Genomic DNA, 14,350 nt, shown 5'->3' on the forward strand with positions numbered 1-14,350 from the left:
AACAGTGGGAACAGGCTGCATGGCGCAAGCCGCAATCGAGCTGATCGGCATCGACAAGAGCTTTGGCGCCGTGCGCGCCAACCGCGACATCAATCTGGAGATTATGCGCGGCACTATCCATGGCATCGTCGGCGAAAACGGCGCCGGCAAGTCGACGCTGATGTCGATCCTCTATGGTTTCTACCAGGCCGATTCCGGCGAGATCCGTGTCGGCGGCCAGCCGGCATCGATCAAGACGCCGAACGATGCGATCGCGCTCGGCATCGGCATGGTGCATCAGCATTTCATGCTGGTCGACAATTTCTCGGTGCTGGAAAACGTCATTCTCGGCGCCGAAAGCGATGCGCTGCTGAAGAAGAGCATCGCCAAGGCGCGTTCCGAGCTGGAGCGGCTCGAGCGCGAATACGGGCTCGAAGTCGATCCCGACGCCATCATCGAGGAGTTGCCGGTCGGCCTGCAGCAACGCGTCGAAATCCTCAAGGCGCTCTATCGCGGCGCCGAGATCCTGATCCTCGACGAGCCGACAGGCGTGCTGACGCCGGCCGAGGCCGACCACCTGTTCCGCATCCTCAAGCAGTTGAAGGAGCAGGGCAAGACGATCGTGCTGATCACCCACAAGCTGCGCGAGATCATGGCGATCACCGACACAGTCTCGGTGATGCGCCAGGGCACGATGGTGGCGACACGCGAAACCAGGAAGACCACGGTCGAGGAGCTTGCCGAGCTGATGGTCGGCCGGCGCGTGCTGCTGCGCGTCGAAAAGGGCGAGGCGAAGGCCGGCGGCGTCAAGCTCGCGGTCAAGAACCTGACGGTCAAGGATTCCCGGGGCGTCACAATGGTCGACGACGTCTCCTTCGACGTCCATGCCGGCGAGATCGTCGGCATTGCCGGCGTCGCCGGCAACGGGCAGTCCGAACTGCTCGAGGCGATTTCCGGCATCAGGCATGCCGTTTCGGGCTCCGTTATGCTCGACGGAAAGCCGATCGACCTCACCGGCGCCGCCGATCCCGGTGAACTGCGCGAGCGCGGCCTCGCCCATGTGCCGGAGGACCGCCATCATGTCGGCCTGGTGCTGGCCTTCGAGGAGAACGAGAATTCGATCCTCGGCTACCAGGACGACGAGCGCTATCTGAAGGGGCCGTTCCTTGACATCGATGCCATCCGTAACGATGCCAGGGACAAGATCGTCAAATATGACATCCGACCGGCGGACTGCCGCCTCAAGACCGCCAATTTCTCCGGCGGCAACCAGCAGAAGATCGTGCTTGCGCGGGAAATGGAACAAGATCCCGGCGTGTTGATCGTCGGCCAGCCGACACGCGGCGTCGATGTCGGCGCCATCGAATTCATCCACAAGCGCCTCATCGCCATGCGCGACCAGGGCAAGGCGGTGCTGGTGGTTTCGGTCGAGCTCGACGAGATCCGCTCGCTGTCCGACCGCATTCTGGTGATGTTTGCCGGCCGCATCGTCGGCGAACGCGGCCCCGACGCGACCGAGGGCGAGCTCGGCCTGCTGATGGCCGGCGTCGAGCAGCGCGAGGCGGCGGAATGAGCACTCCCTATGCCAAGCTGCCGGCCTGGGCCGACTACGTGCTGATCCCGCTGATCAACCTGTTCGTCGCCTTCGTCGTTGCCGGCTTCGTCGTCATATTGGTTGGCGAGAACCCACTGCGCGCAGCCGTCGTCCTGGTCGAGGGTGCCTTCGGCCGCGGCCAAGGCATCGCGTTCACGCTTTTCTATGCCACCACCTTCATCTTCAGCGGGCTTTCGGTAGCGGTTGCGGCGCATTGCGGCCTGTTCAACATCGGTGGCGAGGGCCAGGGCTATATCGCCGGTCTCGGCATTGGCATTGTTTGCCTGGCCTTCGACAGCGTGCTGCCTTGGTGGCTGACCTTCCCGATCGCCATTATCGCCGCCGCGGCGATGGGCGCGCTGTGGGCGCTGATCCCGGCCTATCTGCAGGCCAAGCGCGGCTCGCACATCGTCATCACCACCATCATGTTCAATTTCATCGCCGCCAGCGTCATGGTCCGTGCGCTGGTCGGGTACTTGAAGCCCCCCGCCTCGATGGCACCGCAGACGCGCACCTTCCTCGAAGGCGCGCAACTGCCGAAGCTCAACTGGGTCATCGAATTGTTCGGCGCCAAAATCCGTTCGGCGCCATTCAACGTCAGTTCCCTGCTGGCGCTAGCCATGGCCTTCCTGGTGTGGGTGCTGATCTGGCGCACCAAGCTCGGCTACGAGATGCGCACCTATGGCCACAGCCCGAAAGCGGCGCGCTATGCCGGCATTTCGGAGATCCGCATCATCATCATCGCGATGATGATCTCGGGCGCGCTAGCCGGCATGATGGCGCTCAACCCGACGATGGGCGACCAGCACAATGTCGCGCTCGAATTCGTTTCGGGCGCCGGTTTCGTCGGCATCGCGGTGGCGCTGATGGGCCGCCTGCATCCGGTCGGCATCGTCATGGCGGCAATATTGTTCGGCATGCTCTACCAGGGCGGCGCCGAACTCGCGTTCGAGATGCCGGCGATCAGCCGCGACATGATCGTTATCATCCAGGGCCTCGTCATCCTGTTCGCCGGCGCGCTCGAGCATATGTTCCGGCCCTACGTCCAGGCGTTGTTCGCCTCGCTCAGCCCGAAATCGGTCGGCATGGAAGCGGTCAAGGGGAAGGGCGCCTGAGATGGATTTCTTCAACGCCATCGTACAGGTCCTGGACTCGACCATCCGCCTGTCGGTGCCCTTGCTGCTCGCCTGTCTCGCCGGCCTCTACTCGGAGCGGGCCGGCGTCTTCGACATCGGGCTCGAGGGCAAGATGCTTGCCGGCGCCTTCGCCGGTGCGGCCGCCGCCTCGGTCTTCCACTCGGCCTATCTCGGCCTCGGCATGGCCATCCTCATTTCGGTCGCCTTCGCGCTGATCCACGGCTTTGCCTCGATCACCCATCGCGGCAACCAGATCGTCTCTGGTGTCGCGATCAATTTCATTGCCGCCGGATCGACGATCATGCTCGGCCAGGCCTGGTTCCAGCAAGGCGGGCGCACGCCGGCGCTGGCCGCCGGCGAGCGGTTCGAGGCAATCACCTGGCCAGGCGCGGAGGCGTTCAGGAGCGTGCCGATCCTCGGGCCGATCTATTCGGAACTCATCTCCGGCCACTCCGTGCTGGTCTATCTCGCCTTCCTGGCCGTGCCGTTCACCTGGTGGGTGCTGTTTCGCACCCGCTTCGGGCTCCGCCTGCGCGCCGTCGGCGAGAACCCGGCCGCGGTCGACACCGCCGGCATCTCGGTCGCCTGGCTGCGCTACCGGGCGCTGATTTGCACCGGCGTGCTCACCGGCATTGCCGGCGCCTATCTGTCGATGGTGCAGAATGGCGGCTTCGTGAAGGACATGACCGCTGGCAAGGGCTACATCGCGCTGGCCGCGCTGATCTTCGCCAAATGGAAACCGGTCAACGCCATGTTCGCCTGCCTGCTGTTCGGCTTCCTCGACGCCGCGTCGATCCGCCTGCAAGGCACGCCGCTGCCGCTGATCGGCAAGGTGCCGGTGCAATTCATGCAGGCGCTGCCCTATGTGCTGACCGTCATCCTGCTTGCCGGCTTCATCGGCAAGGCAATCCCGCCGCGCGCCGGCGGCGTGCCTTATGTCAAGGAACGCTGATCTATCATGGCTCATGATCTGTTCGAAGCGGCGAAAGCCGCCATGGCCAAGGCCTATGCGCCCTATTCGAAATTTCCGGTCGGCGCGGCGTTGCGCACCGAGGACGGCCGTGTCTTCACCGGCGCCAATGTCGAGATCGCGTCCTATCCGGAGGGCTGGTGCGCCGAAACCACCGCGCTCGGCCACTACGTCATGGGCGGCGGCGGCAAGATCACGGAAATCGCCGTGATCGCCGAACGCGTGGCAAAATGCTCGCCCTGCGGCGGCTGCCGGCAGCGGCTGGCGGAATTCTGCCGGCCGGAGACGAAGTTCTATCTGTGCGATGATAGCGGCGTGGTCGAGACCGTGACCATGGGCGAGTTGCTGCCATACGGGTTTGAAGGCGATGTGCTGAAATGAAGGAAGCGCTCGATCACCTCGTCGAAAGGCTGGACGGGCTGGCGCCGACTACCGCCTTGGTGCTGGGGTCAGGGCTTGGCGGGCTTGTCGACCAGGTCGAGGATGCGGTGCGCATCTCCTACGCCGACTTGCCGGGGTTTCCCCGAAGCGGAGTCAGCGGCCATGCGGGCGAGGTGGTGGCGGGGCTCTTTGCCGGCACGCCGGTGCTGATGCTGTCCGGCCGGGCGCATTATTACGAGCACGGCAACGCGGCGGCGATGCGGCCGGCACTCGAGGTGCTCGCCGGCCTCGGCATCTCCAGGCTGATCCTCACCAACGCCGCCGGTTCGGTCGATCCCGGGATGGGCCCGGGCTCGGTGATGCTGATCACCGATCACATCAATTTCTCGGGCTCCAACCCGCTGATCGGCGAACCGAGCGACCGCCGTTTCGTCGGCCTGACCGAAGCCTACGACGCCGGTCTCCGCTCCGCCATCGAGCAGGCGGCGAAGGCCACCGGTACCACGCTGCACAAGGGCGTCTATATGTGGTTCTCCGGCCCATGCTTCGAGACGCCCGCCGAGATACGCATGGCGCGCGTCATGGGCGCCAACGCGGTCGGCATGTCGACGGTGCCGGAGGTCATTCTCGCCCGCTTCCTTGGGCTGCGCGTCGCCGCGTGTTCGGTCGTGACCAACCTTGCCGCCGGCATGACCGGAGCCGAGCTGTCGCACCAGGAGACCAAGGACATGGCGCCGGTCGGCGGTGCGCGGCTGGCGACCATCCTGCAGCGTGTTTTTCAGGACGGGCTTCCGGAGCACAGGGTCGACGCCTGATGCTTCCCCAGGAAATCATCCGCCGCAAGCGCGACGGCCAGAAGCTCTCGGCTGAGGAGACAGCGTTCTTTATCGGAGGTCTGACCGCCGGCACAGTCACCGACGCGCAGGTCGGCGCCTTTGCCATGGCGGTGTTCTTCAACGGCATGAGCCGCGACGAGGCGGTGGCGCTGACTATGGCGATGCGCGATTCCGGCGATGTGCTCGACTGGTCGGATCTGCCCGGCCCGGTCACCGACAAGCATTCGACGGGCGGCGTCGGCGACAATGTCTCCTTGATGCTGGCGCCGATCGTCGCTGCCTGTGGCGCCTATGTGCCGATGATTTCCGGCAGGGGTCTCGGCCATACCGGCGGCACGCTGGACAAGATGGATGCCATCCCCGGCTATATCAGCCAGCCGGATGTTGCGCGGTTCCGCAAGACCGTGCTCGAAACCGGCTGCGCCATCATCGGCCAGACCGCCGATCTCGCACCCGCCGACGCCAGGCTCTACGCGATCCGCGATGTGACAGGAACGGTGGAATCGGTGCCGCTGATCACCGCCTCGATCCTGTCGAAGAAGCTGGCGGCCGGCCTTGGTTCGCTGGTGCTCGATGTCAAGGTCGGCAACGGCGCCTTCATGGAGAAATCGCGCGACGCAACCGCACTGGCCAACAGCCTGGTCGACGTCGCCAATGGCGCCGGCCTTAAGGCCTCGGCGCTGGTCACCGGCATGAACGAGCCGCTGGCGTCCGCCGCCGGCAATGCGGTCGAGGTGCGCAACGCCGTCGATTTTCTCACCGGCCGCTTTCGCGACCGGCGGCTGGAGGACGTGACGCTGGCGCTGGCCGCCGAGATGCTACAATCGGCAGGCCTGGTATCGTCCAACCAGGACGGCCTGCGCCGCGCCGCCGAAACGCTGGCCGGCGGCCGCGCCGCTTCCATCTTCGCGCGCATGGTGGCGGCACTGGGTGGTCCCGTCGACTTTGTCGACAATCCGGAAAAATATCTGCCGAAAGCGGCAACGGAATTCGCGGTCAAGGCGAGCGCGAACGGCTTTGTCACCGGCATCGCGACCCGCGAGATCGGGCTTGCCGTGGTCGGGCTTGGCGGCGGGCGGACGCGGCCCGACGACAGGATCGATCACGTCGTCGGCATCACCAGGCTGTTGCCGGTCGGCGCTGAAGTGCGGGCCGGCGAAGCGCTGGCGCTGGTCCATGCCCGCAATAGCGAGGATGCCGAAGCGGCCGCGGCCGCCGTGCTTTCGGCCTATACCATCGGCACTTCCAAACCGGCCACGGAGAAAACCGTCATCCGGCGGATCCTGCCGCGCGGGTAGAGCCATTCCGATGGTATCGGATGGGCTCTATCTTTCTTTGGACCACGATCTTGTCCGAAAACCGGTCCCCACTTTTCGCTGGCGCGGACCTGCGGTTCGGGATCACGTTCTACTGAACCAGCAGCAGCTTGCCGTCTTCGACCTGATATTTTTCGAGCCGCTGCAGAAAGCTCATGCCGATCAGGTTGGTGTGCAGCGCCCTGTCGTCGAGCACGACGGCCTCGACGCCCTCGACGGTGATCCTGCCGATCTGCAGGCGGTCGATCATGACCAATGCTGCCTTGATCGCCCCGTTGGCGGTGTTGACCTGATGGCTGAAGTCCGTCGAATTGAGCGAGATGCCGATCCTGCGCGCAGTCGAGGTGTTGATGGCGACGAGCGTGGCACCGGTATCGATCATGCCGTCGATCTGCCGGCCGTTCAACTTGAAGACCGACATGAAATGCCCGCGCGAGTCCGCGGCGACGACGACCTTGCGGCCGAGCGGCTGCGGCGTTGTGGGCCTGTCCCGGACGGCGGCGAGATTCAGGTCGGTTTGTGTGTCCGCCGGCCTGGCTCCGATGGCGGATTTCAACAGCCGCTCGATTACCTGTGAATTGGACTGATACACGATCGGCAGCGATGCCGACGTTCCGGCAAACACGCCAAGGATGAGGAGCTTGCGCAGCATGGACCGGCCTTTGTGGTTGCCGATCCTTAGTCCGACATGGTGATTGCCGCTTTAACGAGTGCGGAAACCAGCCGTTTGCGTAAACAATCGGTAAACGGATCTATTTGGTGCCGTACATGCGGTCGCCGGCATCGCCGAGACCCGGCATGATGTAGCCCTTTTCGTTGAGCTGGCGGTCGATGGAAGCGGTGAAGACCGGAACATCGGGATGTGCCTGGGTAAACCGCTCGAGGCCCTCTGGTGCCGCCAACAGGCAGAGGAAGCGGATGTTGGTGGCACCGCGGCCTTTCAGCTTGTCGATCGCCGCGATCGCCGAATTGGCGGTCGCCAGCATCGGATCGACGACGATCACCAGCCGGTCGGCGAGGTCGCCCGGCGCCTTGAAGAAATACTCGACCGCTTCCAGCGTCTCATGGTCGCGATAGAGGCCGATATGGGCGACACGCGCCGCCGGCACGAGATCGAGCAGGCCTTCGAGCAAGCCGTTGCCGGCGCGCAGCACCGAGGCGAAGACCAGTTTTTTGCCCTCCAGCGTCGGCGCCTCCATCGTTTCGATCGGCGTCTCGATGGTCGTCGTCGTCAGTTCCAGGTTGCGGGTGACCTCGTAGCCGAGCAGCAGCGAGATCTCGCGCAGCAGCCGCCGGAAGCCGGCCGTCGAAGTCTCTTTCTTGCGCATGATGGTCAGCTTGTGTTGGACAAGCGGATGGTCGACGACGGTAACGCCCTTCATGGTGTTCTCCAACTGCGCAGGTGAATAGTGGATGGTGAATGGTGAATAGTGAATAGTGAACTGGTTTGCGAGTCCTTGGTTGCGCGGAAAAACTCGCGGTTGACGAACCGAAGCGCCGGTTTCACCATTCACCATTCACCTGCCCTTGGCGCCGAGCCTGCCCAGCAGCACCGCCCTGGTCTTCCTGTCGACGAAGGCTGCCTCGATGGCCGTCCTGGTGACGGCGGTGAGCGCCTTGTCGTCCATCGCAAAATGCTCGGCAGCGATGTCGTATTCGCGTTTCAGCGAGGTCCAGAAATAGGGCGGGTCATCGGAGTTGAGCGTCACCTTGCAGCCCGCTGCCCGCAAGGCGGGGAAGGGATGGTCGGCGAAGCTGTCGAAGATTTTCAGGGCGATGTTGGAGCCAGGGCAGCATTCGAGCACGACGCCTTCGTCGGCGATGCGCCGCATAAGCTCGGGGTTCTCGATGGCGCGCACGCCATGGCCGATGCGAGACGGGCGGATGTGGTCGAGTGCCGCCTCGACGCTCTCCCAGCCCATCAATTCGCCGGCATGGACGGTGATGCCGAGGCCGGCCTCGCGGGCGATCTCGAAGGCCCTGACATAATCTTCCAGGTCGCCTATCCGCTCGTCGCCGGCGACGCCGAAACCGGTGACCAGCGGATGCCCGCAGCGCGCGGCGAAACGCGCCGCCCGCTCGATCGATTCGACACCGAAATTGCGCACGCCGGTGACGATCATGCGGCCTTCGATGCCGGTCTTCGCCTTGGCGCGGGCCATGCCTTCGCCGAGCGCGTCGGTATAGGCCTTCGGCGACAGCCCGGCCTTGCTGGCATGGTCGGGCGAGGTGAAAACCTCGGAATAGATGGCGCCGTCGCGGGCGAGGCTGGTCAGGTAATGGTCGGCCAGCCGCGCATAGTCTTCTTCGGTGCGGAACAGATCCGACGAGAAGTCGTAGGCGGCGAGGAAAGAGGTGAAGTCGCGCCAGACGAAGGAGCCGTCCTGGATGTAGCGCGAGGCTTCCTTGCCGTATTTCTCAGCCTGGCGGAGGACGAGTTCAGGCGCCGCTGCCCCTTCGATGTGGCAGTGCAGTTCTGCTTTCAAAGGCATTCAATTATCCCGTCAGGCTTTTTCTTATGACACAAGTTCCTGTCGGAAAACCGTGTGACACTTTTCCGGAACCCGCTTCGAAGCGCGGCCGAACACCGCGCCTTAAACAATAGCGCCCGCACCATCGATCGGCTATGGTCCCGCCGATTTTATGGCGGATCAAAACGATGTCGGTTGAAAGAACCACTGCTGCGGGCGGCATGGAAACCTCCTATGGTTTCAAGCGGGTAGGGCCAGGCGACAAGCAGTCCCTGGTCAATGATGTTTTCCACAAGGTGGCGAACCGCTACGACCTGATGAACGACCTGATGTCGGCCGGCTTGCATCGATTGTGGAAGGACGCCATGGTCGCCTGGCTCAATCCACCGAAGCGGCCGGGCTGGAGCGTTCTCGACGTTGCCGGCGGCACCGGCGATGTCGCCTTCCGCATCGTCGAGGCGAGCGGCAGGCACGCTCATGCAACGGTTCTCGATATCAACGGCTCGATGCTCGCCGTCGGCCGCGACCGGGCCGAGAAAAAAGGCCTGTCGGCAAATACCGATTTCGTCGAAGCCAATGCCGAGGAACTGCCTTTTGCCGACGCTACTTTCGACGCCTACACCATCGCTTTCGGCATCCGCAACGTGCCGCGCATCGATGTGGCGCTTGCCGAAGCCTATCGCGTGCTGAAGCCTGGCGGGCGCTTTCTCTGCCTTGAATTCTCCGAGGTCGAGATGCCGCTGCTCGACAAGGTCTATGAAGCATGGTCGTTCAACGCCATTCCGCGGATCGGCAAGGTGGTGACCGGCGATGACGAGCCCTATTCCTATCTGGTCGAATCGATCCGCAAGTTTCCCAATCAGCAGAATTTCGCGGCGATGATTTCGCGCGCAGGCTTCGAGCGCGCCTCATTCCGCGATTATTCCGGCGGCATCGCCGCGCTTCATTCGGGCTGGAAGCTTTGAGGCTGGCCCGCATTTTCCGACGTGCCTTGCGCCAGTTCAGGAAACCGGCAGGGCAAAGCCAGCCATGAGCAGCATCGGCGCTGGTTTCAGGCTCGTGCGGGCCGGCTGGGTGCTTGTGCGCGAGGGTGTCATCGCGGCTTTGCCCGGTGACGAGCTCTTCGGCTTGCCGAAATTCGGCTGGCGTATGGCCCGGCTGTTCACCCGCCGTCGGGCGCTTGCCTATGAGCGCGGCGACAGGCTGGCCAAGGCGGTCGTGCGGCTCGGCCCGTCCTACGTCAAGCTCGGCCAGTTCCTGGCGACACGGCCGGATGTCGTCGGCAACGATATCGCGCTTGATCTTGCCATGCTGCAGGACAAGATGCAGACGTTTCCCAAGGCCGAGGCTGTCGCCGCGATAGAGGCCTCGCTCGGACGCAGGGTCGACGAGCTCTATGTCAGTTTTGGCGAGGCCGTCGCCGCCGCCTCGATCGCCCAGGTCCATACCGCCGAAACGCTGCAGGACGGCGTCGTTAGGCGAGTGGCGGTGAAGGTCATCCGGCCGGGCGTGCGCCGCCGCTTCTTTCGCGATCTCGAAAGCTATTTCCTCGCCGCCCGGCTGCAGGAAAAGTACATCCCGTCGTCGCGCCGGCTGCGGCCGGTCGAGGTGACGGAGACGCTGGCCCAGACTACCAAGATCGAAATGGATTTGAGGCTGGAGGCAGCGGCTTTTTCGGAGCTCGGCGAGAATACCAAGGACGATCCCGGCTTCCGTGTGCCGTCGGTCGACTGGGAGCGCACCGGTCGTGACGTGCTGACCATGGAATGGGTCGACGGCATCAAGATGAACGATATTGCCGGCCTGACCGCCGCCGGCCACGACCTGAAGGCGATTGCCGCCAACCTCGTTCAGTCGTTTCTGCGCCATACGCTGCGTGACGGTTTCTTCCACGCCGACATGCACCCGGGCAACCTGTTTATAGAAGCCGATGGCACCATCGTCGCCGTCGATCTCGGCATTGCCGGCCGGCTCGGCAAAAAGGAGCGCCGCTTCCTCGCCGAAATCCTCTACGGGTTCATCACGCGCGATTACCAGCGCGTCGCCGAGGTGCATTTCGAGGCCGGCTACGTGCCGCGCCAGCACAATGTCGCGGCCTTCGCCCAGGCGATCCGGGCGATCGGCGAACCGATCCACGGCCAGCCTGCCGAGACCATCTCGATGGCCAAGCTGCTGACGCTGCTGTTCGAAGTGACCGACCTCTTCGACATGGCGACGCGGTCCGAGCTGGTGCTGCTGCAGAAGACCATGGTCGTCGTCGAAGGCGTCGCCCGCACGCTCGACCCGGCCTTCAACATGTGGAAGACGTCGGAGCCGGTGGTGAGCGGCTGGATTGCCCGCAACCTCGGCCCGCGCGCCCTGCTGGCCGATGCGCGCGACGGTGCCAACGCGCTGCTGGCGCTGGCCCGCCAGGCACCGGACCTCGCCGCCCGTACCGAGCGGCTGTCGCGTGAGATCGACCTGATGGCCGAACACGGCCTGCGCTTCGACGAAAGGACCGCACGCGCGATCAGCAAGGCCGAGGCGCGCTACACCCGCTCCGGCCGGCTGGCGCTGTGGGTGATTGCATTGACGCTGGTGTATATCGCCTGGCGTATTTTCTAGCGCTTGTTGCAAAGTGATTGCATTGCTATCATTGCACTCAGCAATTCCCGGCAAGGTGCAATCAGATGGCCAGCATCACGATCCGCAACCTTGATGACGAGGTCAAGGACCTGCTGCGCCGACTGGCGGCGGAGAATGGCCGGTCGATGGAAGACCAGGCGCGGGTGATGATCCGCGCAGCGGTCGAAGGTCAGTTCGGTTCGGCCGGTCGCATCGACCAGATCGAGAAAACACTGCGCGAACTGACGAGTTCGCAGAGTCCAGCAGCGCCGGTGGTCGCCGTCTCCAGCCCGCGAGGCATCCTCTCCGGCAAGCGCATCCTGCTGATCATCGGCGGCGGCATCGCCGCCTACAAGGCGCTCGACCTGATCCGCCGGCTGCGCGAGCGCGGTGCGGCAGTGCGGGTGGTGATGACCGCGGCGGCGCAGGAGTTCGTCACTACGCTGTCGGCCGGGGCGCTGTCGGCCGACCATGTTTTCACCGAATTGTTCGACCGGCAGGACGAGCACGACATCGGCCATATCAGGCTGTCGCGCGAGGCCGACCTTTTGGTCGTGGCGCCGGCCACCGCCGACCTGATGGCAAAGCTCGCCAATGGCCATGCCAACGACCTTGCCTCGACCGTGCTCATCGCCACCGACAAGCGCGTCTTGGTGGCGCCGGCGATGAACCCGAAAATGTGGGCGCATCCGGCGGTCCGCCGCAACCGTGCGACGCTGAGCAAGGACGGCGTCGCATTCGTCGGCCCGGCGAAGGGCGAGATGGCCGAGAGCAACGAGGTGGGCGAGGGCCGCATGGCCGAGCCGCTGGAGATCGTCGCCGCGATCGAGGCGCTGCTCGACAGCCGGCCAAAGCCGCTGGCGGGCAGGAAGATCATCGTCACCTCCGGGCCGACGCATGAACCGATCGACCCGGTCCGCTACATCGCCAACCGGTCGTCGGGCAAACAGGGCCACGCCATCGCGGCGGCGCTGGCCAGGCTCGGCGCCGACGTGCGTCTCGTCTCCGGCCCGGTCGGCATTGCCGATCCGGCCGGCGTCGCCACGCTGCACGTCGAAACGGCCGTCGAGATGAAGGACGCCGTCGAGCAGCTGCTGCCGGCCGACGCGGCAGTGTTCGTCGCGGCTGTCGCCGACTGGCGCACTCAAAGTTCGGCCGGGGAAAAGATCAAGAAGGTGGCGGGCGAGGGGCCACCGGCGCTGCAGATGGTGGAAAATCCCGATATTCTCGCCGGTGTCGGGCATCACAAAAAGCGGCCGATGCTGGTGGTCGGTTTCGCCGCGGAGACGCAGGACCTGGTCAGGAATGCCCAGGCCAAGCTTGCAAAAAAGGGTGCCGATCTTATCGTTGCCAACGATGTCTCCCATGAAGATGGTTCCCCGGGCGTGATGGGCGGCGACCGCAACAAGGTGCGGATCGTCTCGAAGGCCGGCGTCGAGGAATGGCCGGAGATGAGCAAGGACGAGGTGGCGACGCGGCTCGCGGCGCTGATCGCCGACCGGATGAAGACGGTCGTTGTCTAGTCAATCTCCCCCACGGAGATTGACAGCTTCGCCGGCTTCGTGTCGGTCGCCCCCGAAATCCGCAAGGCGGCAAGGCATCCCAGGATTCCGAGCGGGATAAACGCCAGGAACAGCCAGGCGGCGACAGTTGCCGCGGCCTCACGGTTCAGGCCTTCGGAAAAGCCTCTGGCGTTGGCGACGATGCCGGTCAGTGCCGCACCCACGGCATAACCGATGCGCTGCATGGTCGGCACAGCGGCCGAGGCGATCGTCTGCTCGCCTTCCTTGGCCGATGCCACGATGACACGCGTGACGAACGGCCAGGCGATGCCGAAACCGCCGCCTTGCAGCAAGGCACAAAGCAGGATCAACGGGATAGAGCCGGCCGGCACCGTATAGGCGAAACCGGCGACGCCCGTGGCGATCATCAGCGCCCCGCCGATGATGATCAGCCGCTCGCGCTCCGGCGGCGCATTGGCGACGAGGATCGACAGGATCGACCAGGCGATCGATTCGGCGGCGATGATGTAGCCGGTGGTCAGGATCGGAATGCCGTGCAGGCTGGTCAGAAGCAGTGGTCCGTAGACCGCGAACGAGCAGGTCGCCACCGAAAACGCCGCGACCATGGTCATGCCCGCGCCGACCGGCGAGCGCCATGAGAACAGCCGCGACGGGAACAACCGCGAGCGCGGCTTCAGTGCATCGATATGGATGAACAGCGCCAGGCTGATCAGGCCGAGGGTGAGCAGCAGCGACGAGCGCAGCAGGGCGATGTCGACGCCAGCGGTGGCGATCAGCACGACGCTGACGGCGAGGCAGCCAAGTGCCGCAAAGGGGAAGGGCGGCGCCGAGCCGCCCGTCGCCTGCGGCCTCGTTGCTTCAGGCGTATCGAGCACAAGGAAGCTTGCCAGCGCCATGGCCGTGCCTCCGAGGGTAAAGACGCCGAAGGCCCAGCGCCAGGACAGCAATTCGGTCATGACCGCGCCGAGCACCGGCCCGCTGAAGGCGGCGACACCCCAGATCGCCGACATGACGCCGAAAAGCTGCGGCCAGATCGCGCGGGCAAACAGCCGCTCGACCGAGACGAAGGCGAGCGACACCAGCGCGCCGCCACCGAGCCCTTCGATCAGGCGGCCGCAGAGGAACAGCGGCATCGAAGGCGCGGTGGCGCAGACCAGCGCGCCGGCGGCATAGAGCATTGCGGCGACCATCATGTTGGTACGCAGCGCGACATAGCTCACCAGCCGTCCGGCGGCCGCACCGGCAACGATGGCGCCGAGCTCGTAGATCGCCAGCGACCAGCCGACCAGTTGCACGCCGGCAAGTTCGCCGACCATGGCCGGCATGACCGTTGCTACCATGGTTTCGTTGGTGGCGTGCAGCAGAATGCCGAGGCTGATGAAGCAGAAGCGCGCCAGATCGCCGCACGCCCACAGCGCGCGCCAATCGACCCCGTTTGTGCTTGTTTTGGTCATTCAGTCCCCCGAGCTTCCCTAGACGCTGGTCTAAAATATTGGAGCGCTCTTCACGTCCAAATGAGTACATGCCGCAGTATGGGAGG

The 14,350-nt window shown here is 64.6% G+C and carries 13 protein-coding genes; 9 read left to right on the plus strand and 4 right to left on the minus strand.

Annotated features, from left to right (window positions below):
* The first annotated feature begins 19 nt into the window (after positions 1–19).
* The 6 genes from NKI97_RS01755 to deoA are packed head-to-tail and all read left to right on the plus strand — an operon-like array spanning position 20 to position 6,194.
* Positions 20–1,552: an ABC transporter ATP-binding protein gene (locus tag NKI97_RS01755; RefSeq protein ID WP_352832372.1), complete on the plus strand. Its 1,533-nt coding sequence runs from the start codon at positions 20–22 to the stop codon at positions 1,550–1,552.
* On the plus strand, positions 1,549–2,688 hold the full coding sequence (locus NKI97_RS01760; RefSeq protein ID WP_023675313.1) for an ABC transporter permease: 1,140 nt from the start codon (positions 1,549–1,551) through the stop codon (positions 2,686–2,688). Before NKI97_RS01755 ends, NKI97_RS01760 begins: the two co-directional genes overlap by 4 nt.
* A gap of 1 nt (position 2,689) precedes the next feature.
* Positions 2,690–3,661: an ABC transporter permease gene (locus tag NKI97_RS01765; protein ID WP_352448280.1), complete on the plus strand. Its 972-nt coding sequence runs from the start codon at positions 2,690–2,692 to the stop codon at positions 3,659–3,661.
* Between the two features lie 6 nt (positions 3,662–3,667).
* Positions 3,668–4,060, plus strand: a complete 393-nt coding sequence (cdd, locus tag NKI97_RS01770) for a cytidine deaminase (RefSeq protein ID WP_023675315.1) — start codon at positions 3,668–3,670, stop codon at positions 4,058–4,060.
* The gene (locus NKI97_RS01775; protein WP_352448279.1) at positions 4,057–4,875 is read left to right on the plus strand and encodes a purine-nucleoside phosphorylase; all 819 of its coding nucleotides are present in this window, start codon (positions 4,057–4,059) and stop codon (positions 4,873–4,875) included. Before cdd ends, NKI97_RS01775 begins: the two co-directional genes overlap by 4 nt.
* Entirely contained in the window at positions 4,875–6,194 is a 1,320-nt protein-coding gene (gene deoA, locus NKI97_RS01780) for a thymidine phosphorylase (protein WP_352448278.1), read from the plus strand. Before NKI97_RS01775 ends, deoA begins: the two co-directional genes overlap by 1 nt.
* Positions 6,195–6,303: 109 nt before the next feature.
* On the opposite strand, the gene NKI97_RS01785 is transcribed toward deoA, so the two are convergent.
* From NKI97_RS01785 to NKI97_RS01795, 3 genes are all read right to left on the minus strand, one after another.
* Entirely contained in the window at positions 6,304–6,864 is a 561-nt protein-coding gene (locus NKI97_RS01785; protein ID WP_352448277.1) for a TIGR02281 family clan AA aspartic protease, read from the minus strand.
* A gap of 100 nt (positions 6,865–6,964) precedes the next feature.
* Entirely contained in the window at positions 6,965–7,594 is a 630-nt protein-coding gene (gene upp, locus NKI97_RS01790) for a uracil phosphoribosyltransferase (protein WP_023675320.1), read from the minus strand.
* Between the two features lie 135 nt (positions 7,595–7,729).
* Positions 7,730–8,704, minus strand: coding sequence for an adenosine deaminase (locus NKI97_RS01795; RefSeq protein ID WP_352448276.1), 975 nt, complete (start codon positions 8,702–8,704; stop codon positions 7,730–7,732).
* 167 nt (positions 8,705–8,871) lie between these two features.
* On the opposite strand from NKI97_RS01795, the gene ubiE reads away from it, so the two are divergent.
* The 3 genes from ubiE (at position 8,872) to coaBC (ending at position 12,810) form a co-directional block, all read left to right on the plus strand.
* Positions 8,872–9,648 carry a bifunctional demethylmenaquinone methyltransferase/2-methoxy-6-polyprenyl-1,4-benzoquinol methylase UbiE gene (gene ubiE, locus NKI97_RS01800; RefSeq protein ID WP_352448275.1) on the plus strand — a complete coding sequence of 259 codons (777 nt, stop codon included), beginning with the start codon at positions 8,872–8,874 and terminating at the stop codon, positions 9,646–9,648.
* 64 nt (positions 9,649–9,712) lie between these two features.
* Complete coding sequence (gene ubiB / locus NKI97_RS01805; protein ID WP_352448274.1) at positions 9,713–11,287, plus strand: 2-polyprenylphenol 6-hydroxylase; 1,575 nt, start codon at positions 9,713–9,715, stop codon at positions 11,285–11,287.
* Positions 11,288–11,352: 65 nt separating this feature from the next.
* Positions 11,353–12,810: a bifunctional phosphopantothenoylcysteine decarboxylase/phosphopantothenate--cysteine ligase CoaBC gene (gene coaBC / locus NKI97_RS01810; RefSeq protein WP_352832378.1), complete on the plus strand. Its 1,458-nt coding sequence runs from the start codon at positions 11,353–11,355 to the stop codon at positions 12,808–12,810.
* Here coaBC and NKI97_RS01815 read toward each other — a convergent pair.
* On the minus strand, positions 12,807–14,264 hold the full coding sequence (locus NKI97_RS01815) for an MFS transporter (RefSeq protein ID WP_352832381.1): 1,458 nt from the start codon (positions 14,262–14,264) through the stop codon (positions 12,807–12,809). The genes coaBC and NKI97_RS01815 overlap by 4 nt on opposite strands.
* Positions 14,265–14,350 lie beyond the last annotated feature (86 nt).

This window comes from Mesorhizobium sp. M0296 (assembly GCF_040321675.1).
Classification (GTDB): Bacteria; Pseudomonadota; Alphaproteobacteria; order Rhizobiales; family Rhizobiaceae; genus Mesorhizobium.